At 43.3% G+C, this 24881-nt stretch carries 21 protein-coding genes; 17 read left to right on the top strand and 4 right to left on the bottom strand.

Annotated elements, in window-relative coordinates; genetic code table 11:
* Positions 1-7: 7 nt before the first annotated feature.
* From B8983_RS01175 to B8983_RS01165, 3 genes are read left to right on the top strand one after another with little or no spacing between them, the layout of a single operon-like run.
* Positions 8-1132: a mandelate racemase/muconate lactonizing enzyme family protein gene (locus B8983_RS01175; protein ID WP_084282027.1), complete on the top strand. Its 1125-nt coding sequence runs from the start codon at positions 8-10 to the stop codon at positions 1130-1132.
* A 33-nt stretch (positions 1133-1165) separates the two neighbouring features.
* Positions 1166-2173: a Gfo/Idh/MocA family protein gene (locus tag B8983_RS01170; RefSeq protein WP_084282026.1), complete on the top strand. Its 1008-nt coding sequence runs from the start codon at positions 1166-1168 to the stop codon at positions 2171-2173.
* Positions 2170-3144, top strand: a complete 975-nt coding sequence (locus tag B8983_RS01165; RefSeq protein WP_084282025.1) for a Bug family tripartite tricarboxylate transporter substrate binding protein — start codon at positions 2170-2172, stop codon at positions 3142-3144. The genes B8983_RS01170 and B8983_RS01165 overlap by 4 nt, the downstream gene beginning before the upstream one ends.
* A 36-nt stretch (positions 3145-3180) precedes the next feature.
* Here the strand turns inward: B8983_RS01165 and aptA are convergent, their stop codons facing one another.
* From aptA to B8983_RS01145, 4 genes are all read right to left on the bottom strand, one after another.
* Positions 3181-4524: an omega-aminotransferase AptA gene (gene aptA, locus B8983_RS01160; RefSeq protein WP_084282024.1), complete on the bottom strand. Its 1344-nt coding sequence runs from the start codon at positions 4522-4524 to the stop codon at positions 3181-3183.
* Positions 4525-4708: 184 nt separating this feature from the next.
* The gene (locus B8983_RS01155; protein ID WP_084282023.1) at positions 4709-5938 is read right to left on the bottom strand and encodes a CaiB/BaiF CoA transferase family protein; all 1230 of its coding nucleotides are present in this window, start codon (positions 5936-5938) and stop codon (positions 4709-4711) included.
* A 3-nt stretch (positions 5939-5941) separates the two neighbouring features.
* Positions 5942-6820 (bottom strand): enoyl-CoA hydratase/isomerase family protein, encoded by an 879-nt coding sequence (locus B8983_RS01150; RefSeq protein WP_084282022.1) that lies wholly within the window; start codon positions 6818-6820, stop codon positions 5942-5944.
* A gap of 33 nt (positions 6821-6853) precedes the next feature.
* Positions 6854-7780: a 3-hydroxyacyl-CoA dehydrogenase family protein gene (locus B8983_RS01145; RefSeq protein WP_084282021.1), complete on the bottom strand. Its 927-nt coding sequence runs from the start codon at positions 7778-7780 to the stop codon at positions 6854-6856.
* 177 nt (positions 7781-7957) lie between these two features.
* Here B8983_RS01145 and B8983_RS01140 point away from each other — a divergent pair, with 177 nt between their 5' ends.
* The 14 genes from B8983_RS01140 (at position 7958) to B8983_RS01075 (ending at position 24875) form a co-directional block, all read left to right on the top strand.
* Positions 7958-8881 carry an SMP-30/gluconolactonase/LRE family protein gene (locus B8983_RS01140; protein ID WP_143736056.1) on the top strand — a complete coding sequence of 308 codons (924 nt, stop codon included), beginning with the start codon at positions 7958-7960 and terminating at the stop codon, positions 8879-8881.
* A gap of 40 nt (positions 8882-8921) precedes the next feature.
* Positions 8922-9668, top strand: a complete 747-nt coding sequence (locus B8983_RS01135) for a GntR family transcriptional regulator (protein WP_084282020.1) — start codon at positions 8922-8924, stop codon at positions 9666-9668.
* A 26-nt stretch (positions 9669-9694) separates the two neighbouring features.
* Positions 9695-10828: a mandelate racemase/muconate lactonizing enzyme family protein gene (locus B8983_RS01130; RefSeq protein ID WP_084282019.1), complete on the top strand. Its 1134-nt coding sequence runs from the start codon at positions 9695-9697 to the stop codon at positions 10826-10828.
* On the top strand, positions 10825-11880 hold the full coding sequence (locus B8983_RS01125; RefSeq protein ID WP_084282018.1) for an Ldh family oxidoreductase: 1056 nt from the start codon (positions 10825-10827) through the stop codon (positions 11878-11880). The genes B8983_RS01130 and B8983_RS01125 overlap by 4 nt, the downstream gene beginning before the upstream one ends.
* A gap of 1 nt (position 11881) precedes the next feature.
* On the top strand, positions 11882-12871 hold the full coding sequence (locus B8983_RS01120) for a Bug family tripartite tricarboxylate transporter substrate binding protein (RefSeq protein WP_084282017.1): 990 nt from the start codon (positions 11882-11884) through the stop codon (positions 12869-12871).
* A 150-nt stretch (positions 12872-13021) separates the two neighbouring features.
* Positions 13022-13990: a Bug family tripartite tricarboxylate transporter substrate binding protein gene (locus B8983_RS01115; RefSeq protein WP_084282016.1), complete on the top strand. Its 969-nt coding sequence runs from the start codon at positions 13022-13024 to the stop codon at positions 13988-13990.
* Between the two features lie 46 nt (positions 13991-14036).
* Complete coding sequence (locus B8983_RS01110) at positions 14037-15014, top strand: Bug family tripartite tricarboxylate transporter substrate binding protein (RefSeq protein WP_084282015.1); 978 nt, start codon at positions 14037-14039, stop codon at positions 15012-15014.
* A 20-nt stretch (positions 15015-15034) separates the two neighbouring features.
* A complete protein-coding gene (locus B8983_RS01105; RefSeq protein WP_084282014.1) occupies positions 15035-16318 on the top strand; it encodes a 3-isopropylmalate dehydratase large subunit in 1284 nt (427 codons plus the stop codon).
* The gene (locus tag B8983_RS01100; RefSeq protein ID WP_159460779.1) at positions 16315-16821 is read left to right on the top strand and encodes a LeuD/DmdB family oxidoreductase small subunit; all 507 of its coding nucleotides are present in this window, start codon (positions 16315-16317) and stop codon (positions 16819-16821) included. The genes B8983_RS01105 and B8983_RS01100 overlap by 4 nt, the downstream gene beginning before the upstream one ends.
* A complete protein-coding gene (locus tag B8983_RS01095; RefSeq protein WP_084282012.1) occupies positions 16818-17708 on the top strand; it encodes an isocitrate lyase/PEP mutase family protein in 891 nt (296 codons plus the stop codon). Before B8983_RS01100 ends, B8983_RS01095 begins: the two co-directional genes overlap by 4 nt.
* Positions 17709-17959: 251 nt before the next feature.
* Positions 17960-19255, top strand: coding sequence for a CmpA/NrtA family ABC transporter substrate-binding protein (locus B8983_RS01090; RefSeq protein ID WP_084282011.1), 1296 nt, complete (start codon positions 17960-17962; stop codon positions 19253-19255).
* Positions 19252-21705 (top strand): nitrite reductase large subunit NirB, encoded by a 2454-nt coding sequence (gene nirB / locus B8983_RS01085; RefSeq protein ID WP_084282010.1) that lies wholly within the window; start codon positions 19252-19254, stop codon positions 21703-21705. The genes B8983_RS01090 and nirB overlap by 4 nt, the downstream gene beginning before the upstream one ends.
* Positions 21695-22045 carry a nitrite reductase small subunit NirD gene (nirD, locus tag B8983_RS01080; protein ID WP_084282009.1) on the top strand — a complete coding sequence of 117 codons (351 nt, stop codon included), beginning with the start codon at positions 21695-21697 and terminating at the stop codon, positions 22043-22045. Before nirB ends, nirD begins: the two co-directional genes overlap by 11 nt.
* The gene (locus B8983_RS01075) at positions 22038-24875 is read left to right on the top strand and encodes a nitrate reductase (RefSeq protein ID WP_084282008.1); all 2838 of its coding nucleotides are present in this window, start codon (positions 22038-22040) and stop codon (positions 24873-24875) included. The genes nirD and B8983_RS01075 overlap by 8 nt, the downstream gene beginning before the upstream one ends.
* Positions 24876-24881 lie beyond the last annotated feature (6 nt).

Raw genomic sequence — 24881 nt, 5'->3', positions numbered from 1 at the left:
TAAACCTATGGATACAAGTACACTCTCACCACTCATTATCAAAAAAGTTGAAGCATTTGCAGTATGTTTGCCGATGATTAAGCCTGTTCTCATGGCTGGTGTCGAATTACGGGAAGCCGAAACCATGTTGGTTCGAATCGAGGCGACAAATGGTTTGGTTGGCTGGGGAGAAACTACTTCAGCCCCAAGTCACGGTGGCTCTACTTTAGCTGAATTAATGAGTGCCTTTAATGACTCGATCAAAGATCACTTACCTGGCAAAAACGCTCTGGATTTATCTGGTATCACAAAGTCTCTTTACCCGTTCGTCAAACAAGGGAAAAGCGCCATTGCTGCCATTGATATTGCCTTATATGACCTCGTGGGTCGCTATCTACAAGTACCAGTACACGTGTTAATTGGTGGTAAACAACGCGAAAAAGCCGAACCTTTATGGTTAATCGGTAATAAGAGTGTGGAAAAAGATGTGCATGAAACAGGCAAAATGATAGAACAAGGTTACCGCTTTTTCAAATTAAAGCTTGGCGTAAAATCCCTCGCTGATGATATTTTGCTAACGAATACTCTACGTGCTGAGTATGGTGATGAGATTAAGTACTGTGGTGATGCCAACATGGGCATGAACCTTGAACAAGCCTCCAGCTATGTCGTAGGGGTAAAAGATGCAAATTTATCTTATTTTGAACAGCCGTTGCAAAAATCAGCGATACAGGATTTAGAAAAGCTGATTGCCTTAAGTCCTGTCAAAATTGGTTTAGATGAATCCGTAACCGATATGGCCGCTGTTTTGGCACATTTGCCCTTAGGTATTGCTGGGGTATCGTTAAAAACCTTAAAGTTTGGTGGTATTAGTGGTCTCATGGCCGCTGGACATGCCTGTGCAGCGCTGGGCCTAGAACTCAATTTGGCAGGAAAATTAGCTGAATCCAGTATTGCATCAGCGGCTTTACTGCACCTCAGCGCCGCCCTGCCTCATGTCAGATGGGGTGTAAGTCCAAGCCACTTGTCATTGGCGCAAGATATTGTGCAAGCCCCGATCCAAACGGTGAATGGCATGCTCTATGTACCAAATACTGCTGGGCTAGGTATTGAAGTAGATGAAAGTTTAGTCCAAAAATATCAAATGAAATAAAGAAATTATTAACCTAAGAGACTGAGTATAAAAATGATTAATGCAGCACTTGTTGGAATGGGCTGGTGGGGAAAAAATATTGCCACCGCAGTACAAAATAAAAGTACAGAAATTCGCTTTAGTTTAGGGATCACGAAAGAAGTCACTGAGACGCAAAGCTTTGCCAATCAACATGGCATGGCTTTAGCAAGCGACTTATCTGACGCACTACAAAACCCAGAAATTAAAGCGGTTGTATTGGCTACGCCACACTCTTTACATGCCGAACAGATTATTGCCTCAGCGAATGCTGGTAAGCATATATTTTGTGAAAAACCATTAACTTTAACTTTTAATGAAGCAAAATCGGCCATTGCGGCCTGCCAGCAAAATAATGTAGTTTTGGCTGTTGGCCAAAATAAACACTTTTGGCCTTCGATGGCAAAGTTAAGAGAACTTGTAAAAAGTGGCATCTTAGGTGACGTGTTACATATCGAAGGACATTACAGTAACGAGCACTCGACTAAATTCTTTTCAGACTGGCGTGAATCTCCCTACGAATCTCCAGCAGGTGGACTCACTGGCACAGGGATCCACATGATTGAAGCGTTTGTGAACATCATTGGCCCAGCAAAATCCGTTACTGCCATGGTTTGCAGCCAACGTAAAGGGCATGATCCAAGAGATTCAACGACCGTTACTGTCAAATTTAATAATGGCTTAAGTGGTTATTTTGCAATGGTACGAGCCACACCAATTTTTTGGCGCGTTCATGTGTTTGGTGACCAAGCATCGATTGAAGCCTTAGGTGAAAACGAAGTAGTGGTTCGTTATAAAGGTGGTCGGGTTGAACGTTTTGTGATGCCACCTCTTGACTCTGTTCGTGCCGAATTAGATGCTTTTAGTCTAGCCATTCCGAGCGCAGCCCATACAGGTATTGATAGTACTAGAGTCCCTACCCCCTACCCTATTTCCCCATTGCAAATGGAACAAACCATTGCGATGTTTGAGTCAATTGTTTTATCTGTTAATAACGAAGAAACTGTGAAGGTACCACAATGAAAAAATCCCTAACGATTGCATTTATTCTTTTTTTAAACTTGCTATGTGCTTTTACCGTCAGGGCTGAAGACCCTTATCCAAGTTCGCCAATTAATTTAATTGTGGCGAACCCACCTGGTGGCGCAGCCGACTTAAACGCACGGATTTTAGCCGAACCTTTAGGCACCGTTCTAAAGCAAGCAATTGTGGTGCAAAATAAACCTGGCATCGGTGGCGCTTTAGGAACGGCTTATGTAGTAAAGTCAAAACCCGATGGCTATACATTAGCCATGTCACTTTCTTCGGTTGTAGTTCACCCAGAGGCAGAAAGAATTTCTGGTAGAAAACCACAATACGAAATTAATCAACTTGAACCGATTGCTTTACTCTCAAGTGATCCAATGATTATTCTTGTGAAAACAGAATCTCCTTTCAAAACCCTTGAAGACTTAATTAAAGCAGCGAAGGCAGATCCTGGAAAATATAATTATTCTTCTTCTGGAAATTTTGGTCCGATTCATCTTTCGGTCGAAATGCTTGCCTATCAAGCAGGTGTGAAATTTACACAAGTACCATTTGGTGGTGGTGGTCCTTCATTATTGGCTCTACTTGGTGGTCAAGTTGACTTTACTACGGCAGCACCTGGCGTAGCAGCGGCGCAAATTGCATCGGGTAAAGTTCGCCCCTTAGCGGTTTCTAGTGCAAAGCGGATTACGGCATTTCCAGATGTTCCTTCTTACAGAGAAGCTGGTTATGATGCGCAGTACTATATTTGGGCAGGCATCTATGCGCCTAAAGGCACGCCAGCTCCAATTGTACAAACACTTAGAAATGCTATGAAAGATGCAGTGAAATCACCCCAATTGATTTCTGGATTTCAAAAACAGAATATCGTCATGGACTATCGTGATGCGCCAGACTTTGAAAAGTTCGCCCAAGAAGATGGCAAAAGAATGCTCACTTTACTCAAAGCAATTGGCAAAATTGATTAAATATCCTGTAGTTATCTCTTTTTAGGGAATCTCTTCTTAGGCAAGCTCTTGAATAGAGCTGCCTATGATTTCAATTAATGTAGTAATTTGCGCTTCAGTAGAAATAAAGGGTGGACATACGGCAATCGTATCCCCAGAGATGCGGACCAGTGCCCCCTTTTCTAAACACTTTTCTAACATTTGCATACCACGCTTGCCTGGCTCACTTGCGATTGGCTCAAGATCAATCGCAGCAGCTAAACCAATATTACGAATATCTAAAATCTTACTCTGGCCTTTTAAGCTATGAATTGCTTGCTCTAAAATTGGCTCTAAAGATTTACTCCGGTTCACGAGATCATCACTCTCAAAGATATCAAGCACTGCATGACCTGCAGCGATAGCCATTGGATGACCGGAGTAAGTGTATCCATGAAAAAACTCAATCCACTGTTCTTGGCCACCATGATTCATGATGGTCTCATAGATATCGTCACGAACAATCACTCCACCTAATGGAATCACACCATTAGTAATCGCTTTAGCAAAAGTAATCATATCTGGGACCACGCCAAATCGATCTGCGGCAAAAGTCGTTCCTAAACGTCCAAAACCTGTAATGACTTCATCAAATATTAATAAGATGCCATACTTTGTACAAATTTCACGGATTCTTTGTAAATATCCCTCTGGTGGGACGAGGACACCCGTGGAGCCTTGCATCGGCTCTAAAATCACTGCCGCAATTGTGCCCGCATCATGCAAAGCCACTAATTTTTCTAACTCGTCAGCTAAATGCGCACCCCAAGTTGGTTGCCCCTTAGAGAAGGCCATTTGTGAAAGATTATAGGTATGGGGTAAATGATCTACGCCATTCATCATCATTGAAGCAAACATTTTTCGATTGGCGACAATACCACCAACCGAAATACCGCCAATACCCACCCCGTGATAGGCTCTTTCTCGGCCAATACATCGAAACTTGTCACCCCGCCCTGAAACTTTATGAAAGCCAATCGCAATCTTTAATGCGGTATCCACCGCCTCTGATCCGGAATTCGTAAAAAAGACCTTCCCAAGTCCATTGGGTGCCATGTTTGCAATGCGCTTTGCGAGGGTAAATGTATCCGGACTAGCAATTTGAAACGCCGTACAGTAATCCATCTTCTCAAATTGTTTCTGCAAAGCTTGACCAATCCTTGGATCTCCATGACCGATCGGCGAGCACCATAAACCAGAAATCCCATCAAAAATTTGATGTCCTGCGGTATCAAAGTAATACGCACCCTTCGCGGATGCCATGAGTTTTGGAGTTTTCTTAAAGTAGCGATTGGGCGTGTATGGCAACCAATAAGCTGACATATCGAGCGCTGATGCTGATAACTGAGAGTCACTACCCATAAATACCTCTACCTAGAAACGAATTGGAGTGCAACTACACGTTGCAAGTCGAAAACAATGAGTATATTCAATTCAATGGGATTTGAAACAAAAATAACCCGAAAAAAAGTATTAAACGGTTTAAATCGACTAAATTTAAACCGTTTTTTCCATCAATTTCATGAACTTATACGAATACAGAGTATCACTGAATAATCTTTTTTTCTTTTAACTCATCGAGTTGCGCATCACTGAGTTGTAAGTATTTTTTCAACAGTTCATCCGTGTGTTGACCCAACATGGGTGGCGCCATTCTCACACTGGTTGGTGTTTGATGCATCTTCAATGGCGTACCAAGACTTTTGAAGGTGCCAATTTTTTCATGCGCAATGTCTACCACCATTTCCTTGACTTTGGCATGTTCAGAACTTAATGCTTCAGCGACGGTGTTAACCCCACCTACTGGTATGCCATTTTTTCTTAAGGTGGTGATAATGTCTTTTGATTGCATCGTTTTCAGAGACTCTGCGACCATCCCATCAACAATTTCACGATGTTGAACTCTGGCGGTATTCGTCCTGAATCGTTCATCCTGTGCCCATTCAGGATGACCTAAAACTTCTGCTAATTTTGCAAACTGCCCATCATTACCAACAGCTAAAGCAATCATCTTGTCCGCTGCTGGAAAGGTCGTGTAAGGAACAATCGTTGGATGGCCGTTGCCAAATCTTCTGGCATCTTTACCCGTGGCCAAGTGACTACTGCCCACATTCGCCAGTAAGGCAGTTGAAGTGTCAAACAAACTCACTTCGACATGCTGCCCTTTACCCGTTCTGTATCTCGCTAATAATGCCGCTTGCACAGCATTACAGGCCATCATGCCGGTCGCCAAATCAACAATCGCAACACCATATTTACTGGGTACACCACCCTCTTCGCCACAAATACTCATTAAACCGGATTCGGCTTGCAAAATAAAGTCATAACCGGGTAAGTGAGAAAGTGGTCCATAGGTACCATAGCCAGTAATTGAGCACCGAACCACTTTTGGTGCGTTGGTCTCAAACCACTGTTGATCAAAGCCCCATTTTTCTAAGGTGCCATTTTTGAAGTTTTCTACCACCACATCAAACTGTGGAATAAGCTTTGCTAAAAGTGCTTTGCCTTCAGCAGAACCAAAATGAATACTCAAACCTGACTTGTTTCTATTTGCGCCTAAAAAATAAGCAGACTCGCCTTCTAAGAAGGGTGGCCCCCAACCTCGGGTGTCATCACCCGAGCCTGGAGATTCAACTTTTACTACTTCGGCCCCCAAATCACCGAGTAGCATTCCACACCAAGGACCCGCAAGTACGCGACTTAAATCAAGCACCTTAAAGCCTGTCAAAGCACCTTCTGGAAGTTGGTGTTGTGAAGTAGTAGAAGTAGTAGTCATTTTTTAATCACGCATATCTGGAGGTGCATTAAGATTCTTGTGGAATCCATCCATGTAATCAGCTAACGCTGCTTTGTTCGCTAAACGGAATTTTTGGAAGTCAGGCTTACGACCTTCCAAGAATGCATTCATACCTTCTAAGCACTCCTCAGAGCCCCAGACATAAGCCAACAATTCCATACCGTGCTGCCATGAAGCATACAACTGGTCTGATTCAAAGTTCAGACTCTTCTTCGTCATGCGGATAGTTTGTGAACTATTGCTCTTAATGTTTTCACACCAAGCTAATGTCTCCTCCATTAACGTCTCTTCTGGAACACACTTGTTGATCAAACCAATGCGCTCTGCCTCTTTTGCATCAAAACGTTTTGCTAAGAAAATCATTTCTCTTGCGATACGCTCGCCAACGATTCTTGGCAAATACTGTGTAGCACCAACAGTTGGACATGCGCCAACTTTTGCACCTGTTTGACCTAAAACAGATTTTTCGGATGCAATCACCAAATCACACCAGAGTGCTAATTCGTGTCCACCACCAACACACCAACCATTCACCATAGCGATCACAGGAATAGTTACGCCACGGATAGCCATTGCTAAACCGAGCATACGATCATTCCACATAGAACCATTTGTAAACGTTAAACGTTTCATGGCATAAAAGTCACCGCCTGCTGAGAAAGCACGATCACCAGCACCACGGAATACGATACAAGCGATTGATGGGTCTTCTCTAGTTGCCATAACAGCACTAATCATTTCATCCAAAGTTTGCTCTCTGAATGCGTTGAGTACACGTGGGCGATTGATCGTAATCCAAGCTACCTGATCTTTTACCTCAAACAAAATATCTTTAAAGTTCTTACCTTGATCTACTGACATACCTTCTCCTAGTTATAAAAATGAATGCGAATCTTATGATTCGTCTGGTTCTACTTGTAAAACGTTAAAGGCCGCTTTGAGTCTAGCATTATATTTTTTACGCATTTGCATGATTTCCTCATCGCTCCAAGTCCTAAATCCCTCTTTGGACTTCATCCCATATTTTCCTTCTGCAATCAGTTTAGCCATACTGGGTTGTAATTCTTTTACGTTATATAAATCAGGCCAAATTTCTACTGATGCACCTGCCATCCCCTCCCAACCACTAATTTCTTTCTGCGTCATTGGACCTACTGCCGCATACCGGAAACCGAAACTGTATCTTACAGCAGCGTCCACATCATCTGGTGTCGCAATGCCAGCATCCACCAATGACAAAGCCTCACGCATCAGAGCATGCTGAATCCGATTAGCTAAAAATCCTGGAATATCTTTTTTAACGAGCACTGGCTTCTTGCCAGCTGCACGGTACATCTCACAAACTTGTTCACCTATTGCAGGGTCAGACTTTTCACCCAAAACTACTTCTACCAAAGGCACAATATGCGCCGGCATAAAGTAATGCGCATTCAGCATGCGATTTGCGGTACTTAAACCCGCCGCAATTTTAGAAATAGGGAAACCAGAACTGTTACTACCAATCGGAATATGCGGCGGTACATGTTGGTCAAGCATCGCAAAAACTTGTTGCTTTAAAGCCATGTCTTCACTAACCGTTTCTATCACCCAAACAACATCGCTCCAGTCAGACCAAGTGTTCATCTCACCCGTAATGATTTGTGCGCCAGTTTGTTGCCAAGCCGGGTTAATGGTTGTTGTGAGCTGTTCAATTTCATTCACAAATTCTTCAGCACGCGCCTTACTGCGACCCAAAAGAATCACACTCAGATTGGTGGCTAAAAAGCCCGCTGCGATACCAACCGCCATAATACCCGTGCCAACGACAACAACTTTTTTCATGAGTAGCCTTTAACTTTATACAACTTGTAATAACAAGTTACATTAATTAATTTTAAATTAATATAAGTAATTTAACAATTAAACAAGTATATACTATCGCTTAAGTTGAATTCCAAAATTTAATTTATTAAGCATAAAATATTATTGTTAACCTGTCACAACAAGTTAGGAGAAAAAATGATCAATCCATTTAAGCCCGTTGAGCTCATTAAAACTGAAGTTTTTATGTCCATGCCGGCAAAGTTTCGTAATGCTAAACCAACTTCTTGGGCTATCCCAAATCGTCAAGGTGCTGAAATCGAATGTTTCTTAGAAGGTCCCTCTTTTGATAGAGAAGGTAACTTGTGGTTTACCGATATTCCTTATGGACGTATTTTCCGCATTTCTACCAAGGGTGAGTGGGAGTTAATTACTCAGTATGATGGCTGGCCTAATGGCTTAAAGTTCCATAAAGATGGTCGTGCATTTATCTGCGATTACAAAATGGGCTTATTAGAATTAGATACCAAAACTGGCAACATCACGACGATTCTTGGCTCTATGTACAGTGAGTCTTTTAAAGGCTTAAACGATTTACATTTCGCATCCAATGGCGATTTATATTTCACTGACCAAGGTCAAACTGGTATTGCAGATCCAACTGGTCGTGTTTTCAGATTAAGTGCAAGTGGTCAATTAGATCGTTTAGCAATTAATGTCCCAAGTCCAAATGGTATTACTCTAAACACTTCAGAAAAGCATGTATTTGTGGCTGTAACTCGTGCCCAACAAATTTGGCGTTTGCCTTTAATGGCAGATGGTTCAGTATCTAAGACTGGCGTTGCGATTCAATTGTCCGGTGGCGCTGCTGGCCCTGATGGTATTGAAATGGACTCTGAAAATGGTTTGTTAGTTTGTCATTTAGGGGTTGGCGTTTGGCGCTTTGATAACAACATGTTACCAACTCACCTCATTTACTCAGAAAACAAACATCATCATCATTTAGCCAATATCGCTTGTAGTCCTGATGGTCAAGATTTGTACATTACTGAGTCCATGTCAGGTGATATTTTGAAAGCAAAATTACCTGTTCCAGGTAAAAAATTATTTGGTTTAAGTTAATCAGTCGCCTTGATACAAACAACAAATAAAAGTTAGCTAGATGGAAAGTTCTAAACGCCCTGTACTGTATAAAAAAGCCTCAAAAGACTTACTTACAAAGATACAGTCAGGCGTTTGGGCGGTAGGAGACAACTTACCCTCTGAAGCGCAGTTATGTGAAATGCTGCAGGTCAGTCGGCAAACCATTCGACATGCCTTGCAACACCTCCAAGAAGCGGGCTATATACACCGTCAACAAGGTGCTGCAACCCGGGTGATTTCAACCTCATCCCCCAGAAAATTTAGTCAAAGTTTCAACTCTTTAGGAGAGATCCTAAATTATCCTCGCAATACCTATCGTAAAAATCACATCGAAGAATATGTTGAATGTGATGTACAACTACAAAAATTATTAGATGCGCCCATCGGCTCAGCTTGGTATCACATTGGTGCCGTGCGACTAGAGGAAGAGTCTAATTTGCGATTAGCTTGGACAGATATTTATATTCTTCAACAATTCGCCAAGTTAACCCAAAATAAAAACCATGGCCAACATATGGTTTATGCTCAGATTGAAGAAGAGTATGGTGTCAGTATGGCAAAAGCAGATGTTGAAATTTATGCTTCCACTTTTTCAAAGCTACATGCTGATTTATTAGGCGTCGAAGTGGGTTCACCCTGTTTAGTGGTCGTGAGAAAATATTACGATAAAGATGGGCAACCATTTGAGGTAACCTTGACGCAACATCCTGAACATCGATACACGTTTAAGATGAGTTTAAGAAGTTCAAACACGGAAAATAATTAACGAAATTCAATACCTGGAGACCCTTTATGTCGATCATTGAGTCCATTGAAGTGATGAATGTTGCAGTACCTTTAGATAAAGTAACTTCCTTTTCTACCAGAACAGTTACGGAACGACATTATTGTTTGGTCAAAGTTAGAAATAGCGTCGGTGTTGAAGGTATTGGTTTTTGTTATGTTGGCAGTGGTGCGGGATCTATCGCACGCGTTGCTGTTGAAGAGTTATTAGCGCCAAAACTAATTGGTCAGAACAGTCACCGCACTGAAGGCTTATGGCAAGAAATGTATGCTGAAGCAATTCTGCAAGGTCGTTCAGGCTCGGTCATGCGCGGTATTTCCATTTTAGATAATGCCATGTGGGATCTAAATGCCCAAATGGCAAAATTACCGTTGCATGAATATTTAGGAGCCGTCACTTTAGATAAAGTGCCAGCATACGCAAGTGGTGGTTATTATGTTGACGGCAAAACTCCAGCTTTGCTAGCGAAAGAGATGGAAGCCTATGTTGCCCTTGGCTTTAAAGCCGTCAAAATGAAAACCGGACGCTTATCACCAGCCCAAGAGGAAGAGCGCTTGGCAGCGGTCAGAGACGCCGTCGGCGAAGATATTTTAGTGACAATGGATGCTAATAATGCCTGGGCAGACTTACCAACAGCGATGGAATATATCAAACGCTTTGAGCAATATAACCCTTATTGGATTGAGGAGCCTTTCTCTCCAGATGCCATCGACTTACACGCCAGACTAGCTGCTAGAACGTCTATTACGGTTGCCACCGGAGAAATTGAAGTAGGTCGTTGGCGCTTTCGGGAGTTGATTGAAGCGCAGGGTTGCGAAATACTACAAACCGATGCTGCAGTTTGTGGTGGCATTAGCGAATGGCGCAGGATTGCAGCTTATGCAAGTGCCAAAGGGGTCACGGTAAGTCCACACTGGTTTCATGACTTACACGCACCACTAGTGGCAGCAACCCCCAATGCAAGATTTGTAGAATACTTTACAGATGATCAAGTATTAAACTTTAGAAGATTAATTAGCCGTCAGTTAGACTTTAACAACGGCGATTTAATGCTGCATCAAACTCCTGGCTTAGGCTTTCATTTTGATGAAGTAGCAATAAAAAAATATAGCAACGGACAATCATGGGTAAAAATTAAATGAGTCACACAATAACAGCACAACAAGCAGAAGAATTTATCACACGCGTCTATGTAGGACTTGGTATGCCTGCAGCCGATGCAAAAATCATCGCAGAATTAATGGTCACAGCCGATTTATCAGGTGCTGATGGCCATGGTATTTTTCGCTTACCCCAATACTCAAAACGGATTGTAGAAGGTGGCATTAACCTCCATCCACAGATGAAGTTATTAAAAGATGCGCCGTCCATTGCTCTCTTACATGGCGATAACGCGATGGGCCATTTAATTATGCATCGCTGTACCGAGTTAGCGATCGAAAAAGCTAAGAAAAACGGCATTGGTTGGGTTGGCTGTTGCTATGGCAACCATGCTGGAGCCGGCTCAATGTATACGAACTTAGTCGCAGAAGCTGGTTTAGTCGGGATGTATCTAGCGGTTGGCAGTGCTAATCATATGGCACCTTGGGGTGGTATTGATATGTTACTTTCCACTAATCCAATCGCTATTTCAGTGCCAATGGGTGCAGGCAAACCACCCGTTCTCCTTGACATGGCGACAACGGTTGCAGCTTATGGCAAAGTCAAAATGAAAGCGCAACAAGGTGAAGAAATGCCGGTTGGTTGGATGATCGATAAACAAGGGAATCCACTCACCGATCCGAATAGATCCCATGAGGGGATGTTAGTACCTATTGGTGAATACAAAGGTTACGGTCTTTCCCTGATGATTGCTTTGTTAGCAGGCTGTATGAACGGTGCAGCGGTCGGTTCTGAGTTAGTCGACTTTAATGCGGATTCCAAAGCGGTCACCAATACTGGTCAAACGATCGTGGCGATCAATCCTGATTTCTTGGGTGGTACGGAACATCTTGTCCAAGATGCAACTCGCTTGGTGACTGAAATCAAAGGTTCACAAAAACTGCCAGGAGTGAGCGAAATTCGAGTCCCCGGTGACGGCATTGCTAAATCAAAAGCAAAACGGACCGCTGCTGGCATTCCGATTCCAGATAACTTGTTTAAAGCTTTACAAGAAACAGCCAAACTGGCTGGCGTTGCGCCGTTGGAAGGATAAAATGCAGACAAAACTCTATCGTAGGTCAACTCAGATATTACAAAACTTACTTTTGACGAGTAGTATCTTGTCAGGGATGGTATTTGCCCAATCGAATTACCCGAACCACACGATTCAGGTAACGATGCCATTACAAGCAGGATCTGCGGTAGATGTTCTGATGCGTCCGTTCAGTCAAAAGATGTCTGAAGTCTTAGGGCAGTCGATGATTATCGAAAATATTACCGGTGGTGCTGGTTTGATTGGTGCCAATAAAGTTGCCCAAGCAAACCCGGATGGTTACGTCCTTGGCGCCTTTAATGACAGCATCTTAAATATGGTCCCGAACCTATATAAAAAGGTGGACTATGACCCACTCACTAGCTTTACTGGAATTTCGCAAATCGCTGGTATTACTTTCGTCTTAGTGGCGAATCCTAACTTTAAGCCGAACAACATTAAACAACTGATTGAATACGCTAAAGCAAACCCCGGAAAGCTGGACTATGCCTCGGGTGGCAACGGTTCACCCCAGCATATTGGGATGGAAATGTTGCGACAGATGACTGGCGCTCCTTTAGTTCACATCCCCTACAAGGGAGCTGCGGCTCCAGTCACGGATGTAATGGCAGGTCAAGTACCGATGATGATTAGTGCCTTAGCGGTTGTGTTACCCCATATTAAAGCAGGCAAACTCAAAGCGATTGCGATTACTAGCTCAAAAAGATCACTATTGTTACCGGATGTACCAACTGTCGCTGAGACAGTACCTGGCTATGAATTAATGGCATGGGCAGCACTTGTTGCACCCAAAGGCACCCCCAATGACGTGATCAACAAGCTCAACGATGCTATTACACAAGTTCTCAAAGACCCAAAAATGAAAGAGCAAATAATCGCTCAAGGCTTTGAACTCGTGCCAACCGGTCAAGCTGCATATAATCAGGCAAATAAAGATGGCTTTAATCGCATGAGAAAAATCATCAAAGATGGTGGGATTAGCTTAGATTAATTTTTCAAGAAAATAAACCCGCGAACACTTGCTCAATTGGCAGGTGTTTTGCGATTAGAATAAGTATATAAATTACTTCGACGTCTTTGGACTGTTGGGGATAAGAATCACTCAGTGATTACAACATAAGACTTTTAACTGGAGATATACATGACTCGTCAATTGATTAATCGGTTTTTACTCGCCATCTCCATCAGCTCAGGCTTCAGTATTCAAGCACAAGCTAATGACAATAAAACAATTAGAGCGTATGTCGGCTATGTCGCAGGAAGTTCTACGGATATTGCAGCAAGAATTGTGAGTCAAGCCTTAGGTGATGAACTCAAACAAAATGTTATCGTAGAAAATCGTGGCGGTGCAGCGGGAAATATTGCCGCCGATGCAACAGCAAAAAGTGCTGGTGATGGTAGCACCATCTTGATTGCACAAAATGGTCTTGCGATTAGTGTTGCTCTCAATACAGCCTTACCCTTTAATGGCACTAAAGACTTAATTCCAATTGTGGGATTTTCTGCTACACCACATATTTTAGTTGTTGGTGCGAATTCGCCTTATAAAAATGTGGGGGAAATTATTGCCGCTGCAAAAAAAGAGCCAGGTAAGTTAACTTACGCTTCTTCAGGCATTGGTAACTCAGATCATATGGCTGGTGAAATGTTTAATGTGCTTGCTGGTTTAAATACGATTCACGTCCCTTATAAAGGTGGCGCACCAGCTGCCACCGATACCATTGGTGGCCAAATTGATTATTATTTTGCCGGCATGCCGGTGGGCCTAGCTCAATATCGCGGTGGCAAGATGCGCGCCCTTGCAGTAACGAGTAAAGAACGTTTTTCAGGAACACCAGAAGTCCCAACGATGCAAGAATCTGGTGTGAAAGATTATGAGATTACTCTCTGGCAAGGTATTTTTATGCCTGCAAGCACACCAATTGAAATGCAGAAAAAAATTAGTGAAGCAACCTTAAAGGTATTAAGCCAACAAAGTGTAAAAGATAGCTTTACAAAGGCTGGCATCAATATGGCTCCTCTTAATCAAGACGATTTTAAAAAATTATTCTTAGTCGATATTGGTCGTTGGAAAGATATTGCGAAAAAATCCAATATCAAGCTCAATTAAGTCCTGAAATAACAATTAATCGCAAAAGATTCTGAAAGGTTTTTCTATGCAAAAAGTTAGTATTTCTAGCCTAGTTATCGCCACACTGAGTCTCTTACCCACCTTGGGCAATGCCCAAGATGCTAAAAATTTTCCGAATAAGCCAGTTCACATTATTATTGGTTTTGCTGCAGGTGGCGGCTCGGATACGACCGCAAGAGTATTGGTACCCAAGTTGTCGGAAATTCTTGGGCAAACCGTCATTATTGATAATAAGCCTGGTGCCGGGGGTAACCTTGCCAGTGACTATTTAATGAAGCTCCCGCCTGACGGATACAACATTGCGCTCACCACCATTGGTTCCCTAGCCATTAATCCTCATATGCCAGGTGGTACCAATTTCAATCCTTTAAAAGACTTTACATTTTTATCGCAAGGAGTCGTGTTTCCAAACGTGCTTGTGGTGAAGGCTGATTCACCGATTAAAACTTTTAAAGACTTTGTCGATGCAGGTAAGAAAGCGGGTAGTTTTATTACTTTTGGTTCATCGGGGCAAGGTAGCACTGGACATCTGGCGGGTGAATTATTAAAAGTTCGTTCTGGCATGAATGCTCAGCATGTGAACTATAAGGGTGGTGGCCCGGCGATGAATGATTTATTAGGTGGAAATATCGTGGCAATTTTTGCTAGTACGCCCACTGCCATTCCTTTCATTGAGGCTGGTAAACTCCGCGCCTTAGCGACTTCCGGAGTAAAACGAGCTGATTCTTTACCGACTGTTCCCACGGTTGCTGAACAAGGCTACCCTGGCTATCAAGCACAGAACTGGTACGCTTTTATTGGCCCAGCAAAAATACCAACCGACATACAAAACAAATTAAATCAAGCATTAGTCGCCACCCTGAAAGATCCTAGCACTGCTGAAAAATTGAGGAATATTGGTGTAGAACCTGCGCCTTCAACGCCCAATGAGTTAGCCGCCTACACCAAGTCAGAGTTTGAGACCTGGGGCAAAATTATCAGTAATATTCAGTGGGAAAAATAATCATTTAAGAAGGTAGCCATATGGGTTCAACAATCTCTGAAAAAATCTTAGCATCGCATGCCGGAGTTTCACAAGTAAAAGCTGGTGACGTCGTTGTTTGCAATGTGGACTTTGCCATGGTCACGGATACGCGTGCTGGCAATGCCATGCAAGTCATGAAAAAATTAGATAAGCCCTCTTTAAACTTTGCTAAAAACACGGCAATGGTGTTAGATCACTATTCACCACCACCCCATGAAGAAGCTGCCCAAACGCATCAATTAATGCGCAACTTTTCAAAGCAAGCTGGCACTCACTTATACGATATTGGTGATGGCATTTGTCACCAAGTATTACCCGAAGGTGGTCATCTCACCAGCGGTAATTTAATCGTTGGTACTGACACGCACTCCACGACGTATGGCGCTTTTAACGCTTTTGGTACTGGCATTGAAGGTAGCGATGTCGTCGGTGTAATGGCTAGCGGCAAAATCTGGTTAAGAGCGCCAGAAACCGTCAAAGTCCACTTAGATGGCCAACTTCAACCTGGAGTATGGGCCAAAGATATCACTTTACAGATGCTTGGCAAATTTAAAGCCGAGGGTCTCAATTACAAAGCGATTGAATACGTTGGTAGTGCAGTGAGTGCGATGGATATTGATGACCGGATGACTCTGTGCAACCATGCAGCCGAGTTAGGTGCCAAAGCGGCTATTTTAGAAGCTGATCAAAAAACGATTGATTGGTTACACGCCCATGGTGCTCAAACACCGCAACCGGTGTTTGCCGATGCCGATGCACACTACGAGCAAGAATTTCGAATGAATATCAGCGACTTAGTTCCTCAGGTTGCTAGAAAACATGCTGTGGATGACATTGTTGGCGTCAATGAAATTGTTCAACAAAAAATTCAGTTTGCGTTAATTGGTACCTGCACCAATGGTCGTTTGGATGATATTCGTCAAGCCGCAGCTATTTTAAAAGGCAAAAAAATTGCCGCGGGAGTTCGCATGATTATTACCCCTGCTTCTCGGCAGATTTATTTAGCCGCGCTACGAGAAGGATTAATTGAAATTTTCACGATGGCCGGTGCCTCTTTCGAAGCTGCTGGTTGTGGAACTTGCGTAGGCATTACGAATCATTTAGTCCCTGGCGATCATGAGGTGGTCATCTCCACTGCCAATAGAAATTTTAAAGGTCGCTTAGTGAATCCTAATGCAGACATTTGGCTAGGATCTGCCGCCACAGTGGCAGCGTCTGCCCTAACCGGTTTTATTACCGATCCGCGAACCATTGAAGGTGGTTCATGGAGGGCGGTAGCATGAGCATCATTCATGGACAGGCTTTTCAATTAGGGGATGATGTCAATACCGATATTCATTGTTCTAGTAAGTACGCTCCTGGTAAAGATAGTCAATTTATCAGTACGATTGCATTTGAAAAGTTAAGCTCAGGGTTTAGTGGGCGATTAAAGCTTGCTCAAGGAGGCATTATTATCGCCGGCGAACACTTTGGCATTAACTCTTCACGCGAACAAGCTATCGCCATATTGCACCTGATGCAAGTTCGCTGTATCTTAGCTCCGTCATTTGGACGTCAGTTTTTCAGAAATGCGATTAACAATGGGCTCGCGATCCTTGAATGTGACACCAGTCAAATCCTTGACGGCGCAGAACTAACGATTGATTTACAAACTGGTATCGTGCAAACGAATCACCATCAAACCATTCAGGCAAGCTTATTACCAAAAGAAGTGTTAAAAATCATTTCGATGGGTGGACTCATTCCGTTTTTAAATCAACACCCTGACTGGAATTTTGCAGCATGACCAAAAACAGTGCGCACCAAAAGAGACAAGCATTACGTCATTTAATGACCCAACAGGAAACGTTAATTGCGCCTGGTATCTATGATGGTTATGGGGCAAAGTTAGTAGAAAATGCAGGCTTCGCTGCCGTCTATATGACAGGTAACGGAGTATCAGCGTCCCTTCTCGGCAAGCCGGATATTGGCCAAGTGGATTTAACTTTGATGACTGATCATGCCAGGCGCGTTGCACACAGCATCAATGTGCCGTTAATCTGTGATGCAGATACTGGTTATGGTGGAGTTTTTAACATCCAACGTACGATTGAAGAATTTGAAGCATCCGGCGTGAGTGGGATACATATTGAAGATCAAACTTTCCCAAAAAGATGTGCGCAATTTGAAGGGGCTAGGACAGTACTAGAGCGTCCAGCGGCCATCTCCCAAATCCAAGCAGCAGTTGCAAGTCGAGTGGACTCCAGCTTCATGATTATTGCTCGAACCGATTGTGCAGAAAGTTTAGGCCTTGATGAAGCAATTCTGCGGGCAAAGATTTTTATAGCGGAAGGCGCAGATGCAGTTTTTGTTGAGTTAAAACCCCATCCGGATACCTTAGCAAAAATTAGTCGTATCAAAGCAGAGGTCAACGCAACATGCCTATATAACCTTGATGTAGGTGGGCCCATCTCTCAATTAAAGGCAAGCGAAATGAAATCCCTTGGGATTGATATTGGTATTCGACCAGGACTCGCTCGAGGTGTCTTTGGCTTTGCGATGTCACAAGCCTTAAATAGCTTAAAAGTACATGAGAATTTACAAGAGATGCAATCCCAAATTTGGAGTGGCAAGCAATACAATACAGCTCTCGGACTGGCGGAACTTGAGGAATGGGAAAAGAAGTTTAGTTAAGCAAATAAGTGGCTTTTGCCCCTGGTTATAGCACTAAATTGGTGCATATTTTAAAGGGTTTTTAGCATAAAAAACCCGTTGAAAAATACTTGAAGCAAGTATTTATATAGAAGAGATGGCCAATCTTAGCCTGTTCGTTATTGACCTCTTTGGCTTTCAAGGTTTCTAAGTCATCGCACCATTTCGGCACCTTTCCTGATCGTCTTCTTTACGGCCTCCACTATATTGGAAGGACGATTTAAGGAGAAATCATGGCAGATACTAAAGATCAAACATCAGTTTCCATTATCCCTTCAGTAAATACTGAGCAAGTAACTGATTCAGGGCGTCGCAAACTCATACAGTCAATTGGTGCTGCTAGTATTTACTCTCTCGTTGATCCATTGGTCAAGTCAGGGGCATGGGCAGCTGGCTCGGATGCTCCAGAAAAAACAGATGTGAAAGTGAGCTTTATTGCTTTGACCGATTGCTCCTCAGTCGTCATGGCAAACCATTTAGGCTTAGATAAAAAATACGGTATCAAAATTATTCCAACCAAGGAAGCATCTTGGGCAGCTATCCGTGACAAGTTAATTAATGGTGAAAATGATTTATCTCATATTTTATATGGGCTTGTTTACGGTCTGCAAATGGGTATCGGTGGGCAACAAAAGGATATGTCTATTCTCATGTCCTTAAATAATAACGGTCAGGCTATCACCCTATCAAAAGCGCTTTATCAAAAAGGTGTTACCGATGGGGCAAGTTTAAAAACATTGATGGATAAAGAAAAGCGTGATTACACCTTTGCGCAAACTTTCCCAACCGGCACCCATGCCATGTGGCTCTATTACTGGCTAGGCAATTTCGGCATTAATCCGATGAAAGACACCAAGATTATCACTGTCCCGCCACCACAAATGGTTGCTAATATGCGCAGTGGCAACATGGATGGCTATTGTGTAGGTGAGCCATGGAATGCCCGCGCAATCATTGATGGTATTGGCTTTACAGCAACGACGACCCAGGCCATTTGGCAAGACCACCCAGAAAAAGCACTCGGCGCAACAGCGGAATTTACAAAACGTTATCCAAATACTTGTAGAGCAGTGATGTCGGCCATTTTAGAAGCTGGTAAATATATTGACTCTTCAGTAAGTAATAAACATTCAACTGCAGAAGTTGTTTCGGCTCCTTCCTTTGTCAACACAGATGTCAATGTGATTCAAGACCGGATGATGGGTCGTTATAACAATGGTATCGGTAAAACTTGGGATGACCCCAATGCCATGAAGTTTTATAACGATGGGTTAGTAAACTACCCTTATTTATCAGATGGAATGTGGTTCTTAACGCAACATAAGCGTTGGGGATTATTAAAGGATCATCCTGACTACTTAGGGGTGGCGAAGAAAGTAAATAATATTGCGCTTTACAAAGATGCTGCAACTGCCACGAAGACCCCTTTGCCGAAAAGTGATATGCGTTCAAGTAAGTTTTTTGATGGTGTTACTTGGAATGGATCAAATCCTGCAGCCTATGCTGATAGCTTTAAGGTTAAAGCATGAGGAAGCAAAAATTAGTATTAATTGGTAATGGGATGGCAGGTGTTAGAACGGTTGAAGAATTATTAAAATTTGATCCTGAGCTGTACGATATTACGATCTTTGGTGCTGAGCCACATCCTAATTACAACCGTATCTTACTCTCTCCAGTGTTGGCTGGCGAGCAAACGCTAGAGCAAATCGTTCTTAATGATTTGGCTTGGTATGAAACGAATGGGATCCATCTTCACCTGAATAAAAAAGTAGTGAAGATTGACCGTAAAGAAAGAACAGTTACCACCGATGATGGCATTATTGAGAGTTATGACAAGTTACTCTTAGCGACTGGTTCGCTACCATTTATTTTGCCAGTACCCGGTAACAACTTACCTGGAGTAATTGCTTACCGAGATATTAAAGATACCAACGAGATGATTGACGTTGCCACTCGTTATAAAAATGCCGTGGTCATTGGGGGTGGACTCTTAGGTCTTGAGGCAGCGAACGGTTTAGCGCTTCGGGGAATGAGTGTTACTGTAGTGCACCTTGCACCTTGGCTGATGGAACGTCAGCTCGATCAAGTAGCGGCTGATTTATTGCAAAGCTCTTTAGAAGAAAAAGGTTTGAGATTTTTACTCAGCACTTCGACCGAAGCAATCTTACCGAACGCTGCCGGTGATCGCGTTGGCGCTATTCGATTTAAAGGTGGCTTAGAAATTCAGGCTGATCTCGTGGTAATGGCGGCAGGTATTAAACCGAATACCGCTTTAGCAGAATCTGCGGGACTTTATTGTAATCGCGGCATTGTTGTGAATGACACGATGCAAACCTTTGATCCCCGTGTCTATGCGGTGGGAGAATGTGCGAGTCATCGGGGTATCGCTTATGGCTTAGTTGCGCCATTATTTGAGCAGGCTAAAGTCTGCGCCAATCATTTAGCAGAAATTGGTATTAATGTATATACAGGGTCAGTCACTTCCACCAAACTCAAAGTAACAGGCGTTGATCTCTTTTCAACGGGTAAGTTTATGGGCGGTGAAGGTACAGAAGAAATCACGCTAGCCGACCCCATTGGTGGCGTTTATAAAAAACTAGTCATCCAAGATGATCGTTTAGTCGGTGCTTGCATGTTTGGCGATACCAGTGATAGTACTTGGTACTTTAAGCTGATGCGAGATGCAAAAAATATTTCAGAAATTCGTGACTCTCTCATGTTTGGTGAATCGAACATTGGCGACGTTGGACATCAAGGCCACAACAAAGCAGCTGGCATGAATGATGCAGATGAAGTATGCGGTTGTAATGGAGTAACAAAAGGGACTATCGTTAAAGCCATTCGTGAACAAGGTCTGTTTACGTTAGATGAGGTCAAAAAATGTACCAAAGCAAGTAGTTCCTGTGGCTCGTGTACTGGACTCGTTGAACAAGTGCTGATGAATGTTTTAGGTACTGATTATTCGGCAACACCGCGTAAAAAATCTATTTGTGGCTGTTCAGAACATTCTCATGAGGAAATTAGAGAAGCGATTCGTGCCAAACATCTGATTTCTCAAGATCAAGTTCGTACTGAGTTAAATTGGCGGACACCCAACGGTTGTGCAACTTGTCGCCCTGCCCTCAATTATTATTTAATTTCAACTTGGCCCCATGAGGCACAAGATGATCCACAATCACGCTTTATTAATGAAAGAGCGCACGCAAACATTCAAAAGGATGGGACCTACTCCGTAGTGCCTCGGATGTATGGTGGCTTAACAACACCAGCAGAACTCCGGAGAATTGCTGATGTCGCTGAAAAATATAAAGTGCCAACTGTCAAAGTCACTGGTGGTCAACGGATTGATTTGCTAGGTATCAAAAAAGATGATTTACCAGCGGTCTGGAAAGAGCTCGATATGCCATCAGGTCATGCCTATGGCAAATCCATTCGTACGGTAAAAACCTGCGTGGGTGATGAACATTGTCGTTTTGGCACCCAGTCATCGATGAAAATGGGCGTTGACTTAGAACGTATGTTGTTTGGAATGTACTCGCCTCATAAAGTCAAACTCGCAGTCTCTGGTTGTCCTAGAAATTGCGCTGAGGCTGGTATCAAAGACGTTGGTATTATTGGCGTTGAGTCTGGCTGGGAGCTTTATATTGGTGGCAATGGTGGCATTAAAACGGAAGTTGCTGAGTTTCTTTGCAAAGTCAAAACCGATGAAGAGGTCCGTGAATATTCAGGAGCCTTTTTACAGTTGTATCGTGAAGAAGCTTGGTATTTAGATAGAACCGTGCACTATTTAGCGCGGGTTGGCATGGATTACATTAAACAAAAAGTCGTAGATGATGCTCAAAGTCGTAAAGCACTGTATGAACGTCTCTTATTTGATTTAAAAGATGCTCCAGATCCTTGGAAAGATTTTGAACAAGCTAAAGTGGATATACGACAATTTAAAACGATACCAATTGTTGAGGTAAACAATGTCGAATAATACGGACAACACCGTTTGGAAAAAAATCCTACCGGTAGATGATATTCCTGTGATGGGCTCCAGAATTTTGCAAGCTTCAGTTGGGCCAATTGCCATCTTTAGAAATGCACAGGATGAGGTATTTGCCATTCTCGATGAATGTCCTCACAAAGGCGGCCCCTTATCTCAAGGCATCATGCATGGTAAAACAGTCACTTGCCCCCTACATTCTTGGAATATTGATTTATCAACTGGCTGTGCTCAAGAGCCTGATGAAGGCTGCGCAAAATCATTTGCTCTCAAAATTGAAGCTGGTCAAGTCTATTTAAATCTAGAAGAAATACAAGCCCCTCATGCCTGAAGTTAAAAGTACCTGCTGCTATTGTGGAGTGGGTTGTGGCGTAATTATCGAAACTACTGCAAATCAGTCTGGCGATTTAGTAGTGTCTGGCGTCCGAGGTGATCCTGCTCATCCAGCCAATTTTGGCAAGCTCTGTAGCAAGGGCTCCACGCTACATTTGACGGCTCAGCCTCACCTGCAAAAACAAGGACGTCTAGGATTTCCAGCTATTCGACAAAACAGAGAAGATGACCCGATTCAAGTGACATGGCCAGAGGCCATAGATACAGTCGCCCGTCGCTTTGCAAAAATTATTCACCAATATGGTCCTGACTCGGTTGGGATTTATGTCTCAGGTCAACTACTGACGGAAGACTACTACCTATTTAACAAATTGATGAAGGGCTTGATTGGTTCTAACAATATTGATACGAATTCAAGGCTTTGTATGTCCAGTGCTGTGGCTGGCTATAAGCAAACTTTGGGGATGGATGCTCCCCCCTGTTCCTATGAAGATATCGAGCTAGCTTCAACCATTTTTATCACCGGCTCTAATACCGCCTTCGCTCATCCGATCTTGTATCGTCGCTTAGAAGCTGCTCGTCAAGCGCGTCCTGAAATGAAAGTGATTGTGGTGGATCCGAGAAGAACGGATACGGCAAAAGATGCTGACTTATACCTTCAGATCCAACCTGGTACGGACGTGGCTTTATACCATGGCATGCTCCATATAATGCTTTGGGAGAAGTGGCTGGATGAATCTTATATCGCAAGCTTCACAGTAGGCTTCGAAGAGCTGAAAAATTTAGTGAGGGACTTTACTCCTAAAGCAGTCGCAAAAATTTGTGGCATTGAGGAAAAGGATTTATATCAAGCAAGCCAGTGGTTTGCACAATCGCCGGGAACCTTATCTCTTTACTGTCAAGGACTGAATCAATCGGCCTCTGGAACCGCAAAAAATGCAGCCTTAATTAATTTGCATTTAGCGACGGGGCAAATCGGCAAACCGGGAGCTGGACCTTTTTCTTTAACAGGTCAACCAAATGCTATGGGTGGACGAGAAGTCGGTGGCTTAGCTAATTTATTATCAGCTCACAGGGACCTGAGCAACCCGGTCCACCGTAGTGAAGTCGCCAACTTTTGGGGGGTTGAACAAGTCCCTGAAAAACCAGGTTTGACGGCAATCCCTATGTTTGAAGCACTCCGTACGAAGGAACTAAAAGCCATTTGGATTGTCTGTACGAACCCCGCACAATCCATGCCTGACCTCAATGCTGTGCATGAAGGATTAAAAAATGCTGAACTCGTGGTGGTTCAGGAAGCCTATGCAAATACTGCGACGACTCTGTATGCGGATATCCTTTTACCTGCGACTACTTGGGCAGAAAAAATCGGTACTGTAACCAACTCAGAACGCACTATTTCTAAAGTAAACCCGGCCATTGCGCCCTTTGCGTCAGCAAAACATGATTGGCAGATTGCTCTAGAGATTGCACGTGCACTTGAGCAATTACTCACTAATCACAAAAAAGATGGCCTTACTACTTTATTCCCCTACAACAGTGCAGAAGATATTTGGAATGAACACCGCGCTACTACAGAGGGACGTGACTTAGATATTACCGGTTTAAGTTATCAAATTTTGGAAGATCATGGTCCACAACAGTGGCCCATGCCGAAGGGTGCTGCGCACGGCAAAAAGCGACTCTATGAAGATGGTATTTTTCCCACCAAAGACCAGAAAGCACACTTCATAGCTACGCCATACACGGCAACAGCTGAAACGGTAGATGCCCGCTATCCATTCGCATTAAATACTGGACGTCTGCGAGATCAGTGGCACGGGATGAGTCGGACGGGGACCTTGGGTACCCTGTTTGCTCATGCTCCTGAGCCGAGTATTGAGATATCCCCCAAAGATGCCAGTCGCATGTTACTCACGAATGGTGATTTAGTGCACGTGACGAGTCGCCGCGGTAGTGAGATCTTTCCTGTCAAAATTTCAGAAGATATTGCTAACTCCCAAGCTTTTATCGCCATGCATTGGGGATCGGAGTTCATCTCAGGATCTGCTGGCAAACACCCTAGTCGTGGAGTGAACGGGCTGACCTGCAGTCGGATTGATCCAATTTCTGGGCAGCCCGAGTTAAAGCATGCAGCAATTAAAATTCTTCCAGTCAATTTACCTTGGCAATTGGTGGCTTTTGGCCTTTTTCCGAAAGAACAAGCTTTTACTCTTCAAAATGCCTTGCGCAAGCTACTGCCACAATTTGCCTCCGCCCATTGCGTTCTTTTTGGCAGAGAGCAAGATAGTCAACAGATTGGTGTGTCTTTCAAAGCGGCACATCCAGAAGATCCCTCAAACGAGGTGGATTTATTAGCGGCCAATGCGGTGAAAGAAGTAATGAGACTGTTTCAACTCGACGAAACTGCGACTGACCCGATTATGCGTTACTCAGATAAAAGACGCGGTGTCGTCCGCTTGGTTCGAGCGAAAGAGAAAGTGCTGTCAGCAATGTTAACTGGCTCCATGGATAGTTTAGCGAGTACCGTTTGGCTTAGACAATATGTCGAACAGGGATTGGATGCGAAACTTCTCGGTCGTTCATTACTAGTGCCCTTCAGTAAGCCCCCTCTTGAATTAAAAACCGCAGGTAAGGCGATTTGTAATTGCTTTAATGTGAAAGAAGATACGATGCTCGATATTCTTCGTGCTGCTCAGGTGGACACCACTGATCAAGCCATGAATTTATTGCAAGAGAAAACACTTTGTGGGACGAATTGTGGCTCCTGTAAGCCGGAAGTCAAACAACAAATATTAAAGTATTTCGCCGCCCTACCAGTGGCATAATGCCTG

This window comes from Polynucleobacter kasalickyi (assembly GCF_900176405.1).
Lineage (GTDB): Bacteria > Pseudomonadota > Gammaproteobacteria > Burkholderiales > Burkholderiaceae > Polynucleobacter > Polynucleobacter kasalickyi.
Note: the sequence above shows the minus strand (reverse complement) of the source record. Positions and strands in the feature narration are given on the sequence as shown.

Coding starts and splice junctions, on each gene's coding strand:
- B8983_RS01175 (WP_084282027.1), top strand. CDS start 8: ATGGATACAAGTACACTCTCACCACTCATTATCAAAAAAGTTGAAGCA.
- B8983_RS01140 (WP_143736056.1), top strand. CDS start 7,958: ATGATCAATCCATTTAAGCCCGTTGAGCTCATTAAAACTGAAGTTTTT.
- B8983_RS01095 (WP_084282012.1), top strand. CDS start 16,818: ATGACCAAAAACAGTGCGCACCAAAAGAGACAAGCATTACGTCATTTA.
- B8983_RS01075 (WP_084282008.1), top strand. CDS start 22,038: ATGCCTGAAGTTAAAAGTACCTGCTGCTATTGTGGAGTGGGTTGTGGC.
- B8983_RS01105 (WP_084282014.1), top strand. CDS start 15,035: ATGGGTTCAACAATCTCTGAAAAAATCTTAGCATCGCATGCCGGAGTT.
- nirB (WP_084282010.1), top strand. CDS start 19,252: ATGAGGAAGCAAAAATTAGTATTAATTGGTAATGGGATGGCAGGTGTT.
- B8983_RS01090 (WP_084282011.1), top strand. CDS start 17,960: ATGGCAGATACTAAAGATCAAACATCAGTTTCCATTATCCCTTCAGTA.
- B8983_RS01110 (WP_084282015.1), top strand. CDS start 14,037: ATGCAAAAAGTTAGTATTTCTAGCCTAGTTATCGCCACACTGAGTCTC.
- nirD (WP_084282009.1), top strand. CDS start 21,695: ATGTCGAATAATACGGACAACACCGTTTGGAAAAAAATCCTACCGGTA.
- B8983_RS01115 (WP_084282016.1), top strand. CDS start 13,022: ATGACTCGTCAATTGATTAATCGGTTTTTACTCGCCATCTCCATCAGC.
- B8983_RS01170 (WP_084282026.1), top strand. CDS start 1,166: ATGATTAATGCAGCACTTGTTGGAATGGGCTGGTGGGGAAAAAATATT.
- B8983_RS01145 (WP_084282021.1), bottom strand. CDS start 7,780: ATGAAAAAAGTTGTTGTCGTTGGCACGGGTATTATGGCGGTTGGTATC.
- B8983_RS01155 (WP_084282023.1), bottom strand. CDS start 5,938: ATGACTACTACTTCTACTACTTCACAACACCAACTTCCAGAAGGTGCT.
- B8983_RS01100 (WP_159460779.1), top strand. CDS start 16,315: ATGAGCATCATTCATGGACAGGCTTTTCAATTAGGGGATGATGTCAAT.
- aptA (WP_084282024.1), bottom strand. CDS start 4,524: ATGGGTAGTGACTCTCAGTTATCAGCATCAGCGCTCGATATGTCAGCT.
- B8983_RS01135 (WP_084282020.1), top strand. CDS start 8,922: ATGGAAAGTTCTAAACGCCCTGTACTGTATAAAAAAGCCTCAAAAGAC.
- B8983_RS01125 (WP_084282018.1), top strand. CDS start 10,825: ATGAGTCACACAATAACAGCACAACAAGCAGAAGAATTTATCACACGC.
- B8983_RS01120 (WP_084282017.1), top strand. CDS start 11,882: ATGCAGACAAAACTCTATCGTAGGTCAACTCAGATATTACAAAACTTA.
- B8983_RS01165 (WP_084282025.1), top strand. CDS start 2,170: ATGAAAAAATCCCTAACGATTGCATTTATTCTTTTTTTAAACTTGCTA.
- B8983_RS01150 (WP_084282022.1), bottom strand. CDS start 6,820: ATGTCAGTAGATCAAGGTAAGAACTTTAAAGATATTTTGTTTGAGGTA.
- B8983_RS01130 (WP_084282019.1), top strand. CDS start 9,695: ATGTCGATCATTGAGTCCATTGAAGTGATGAATGTTGCAGTACCTTTA.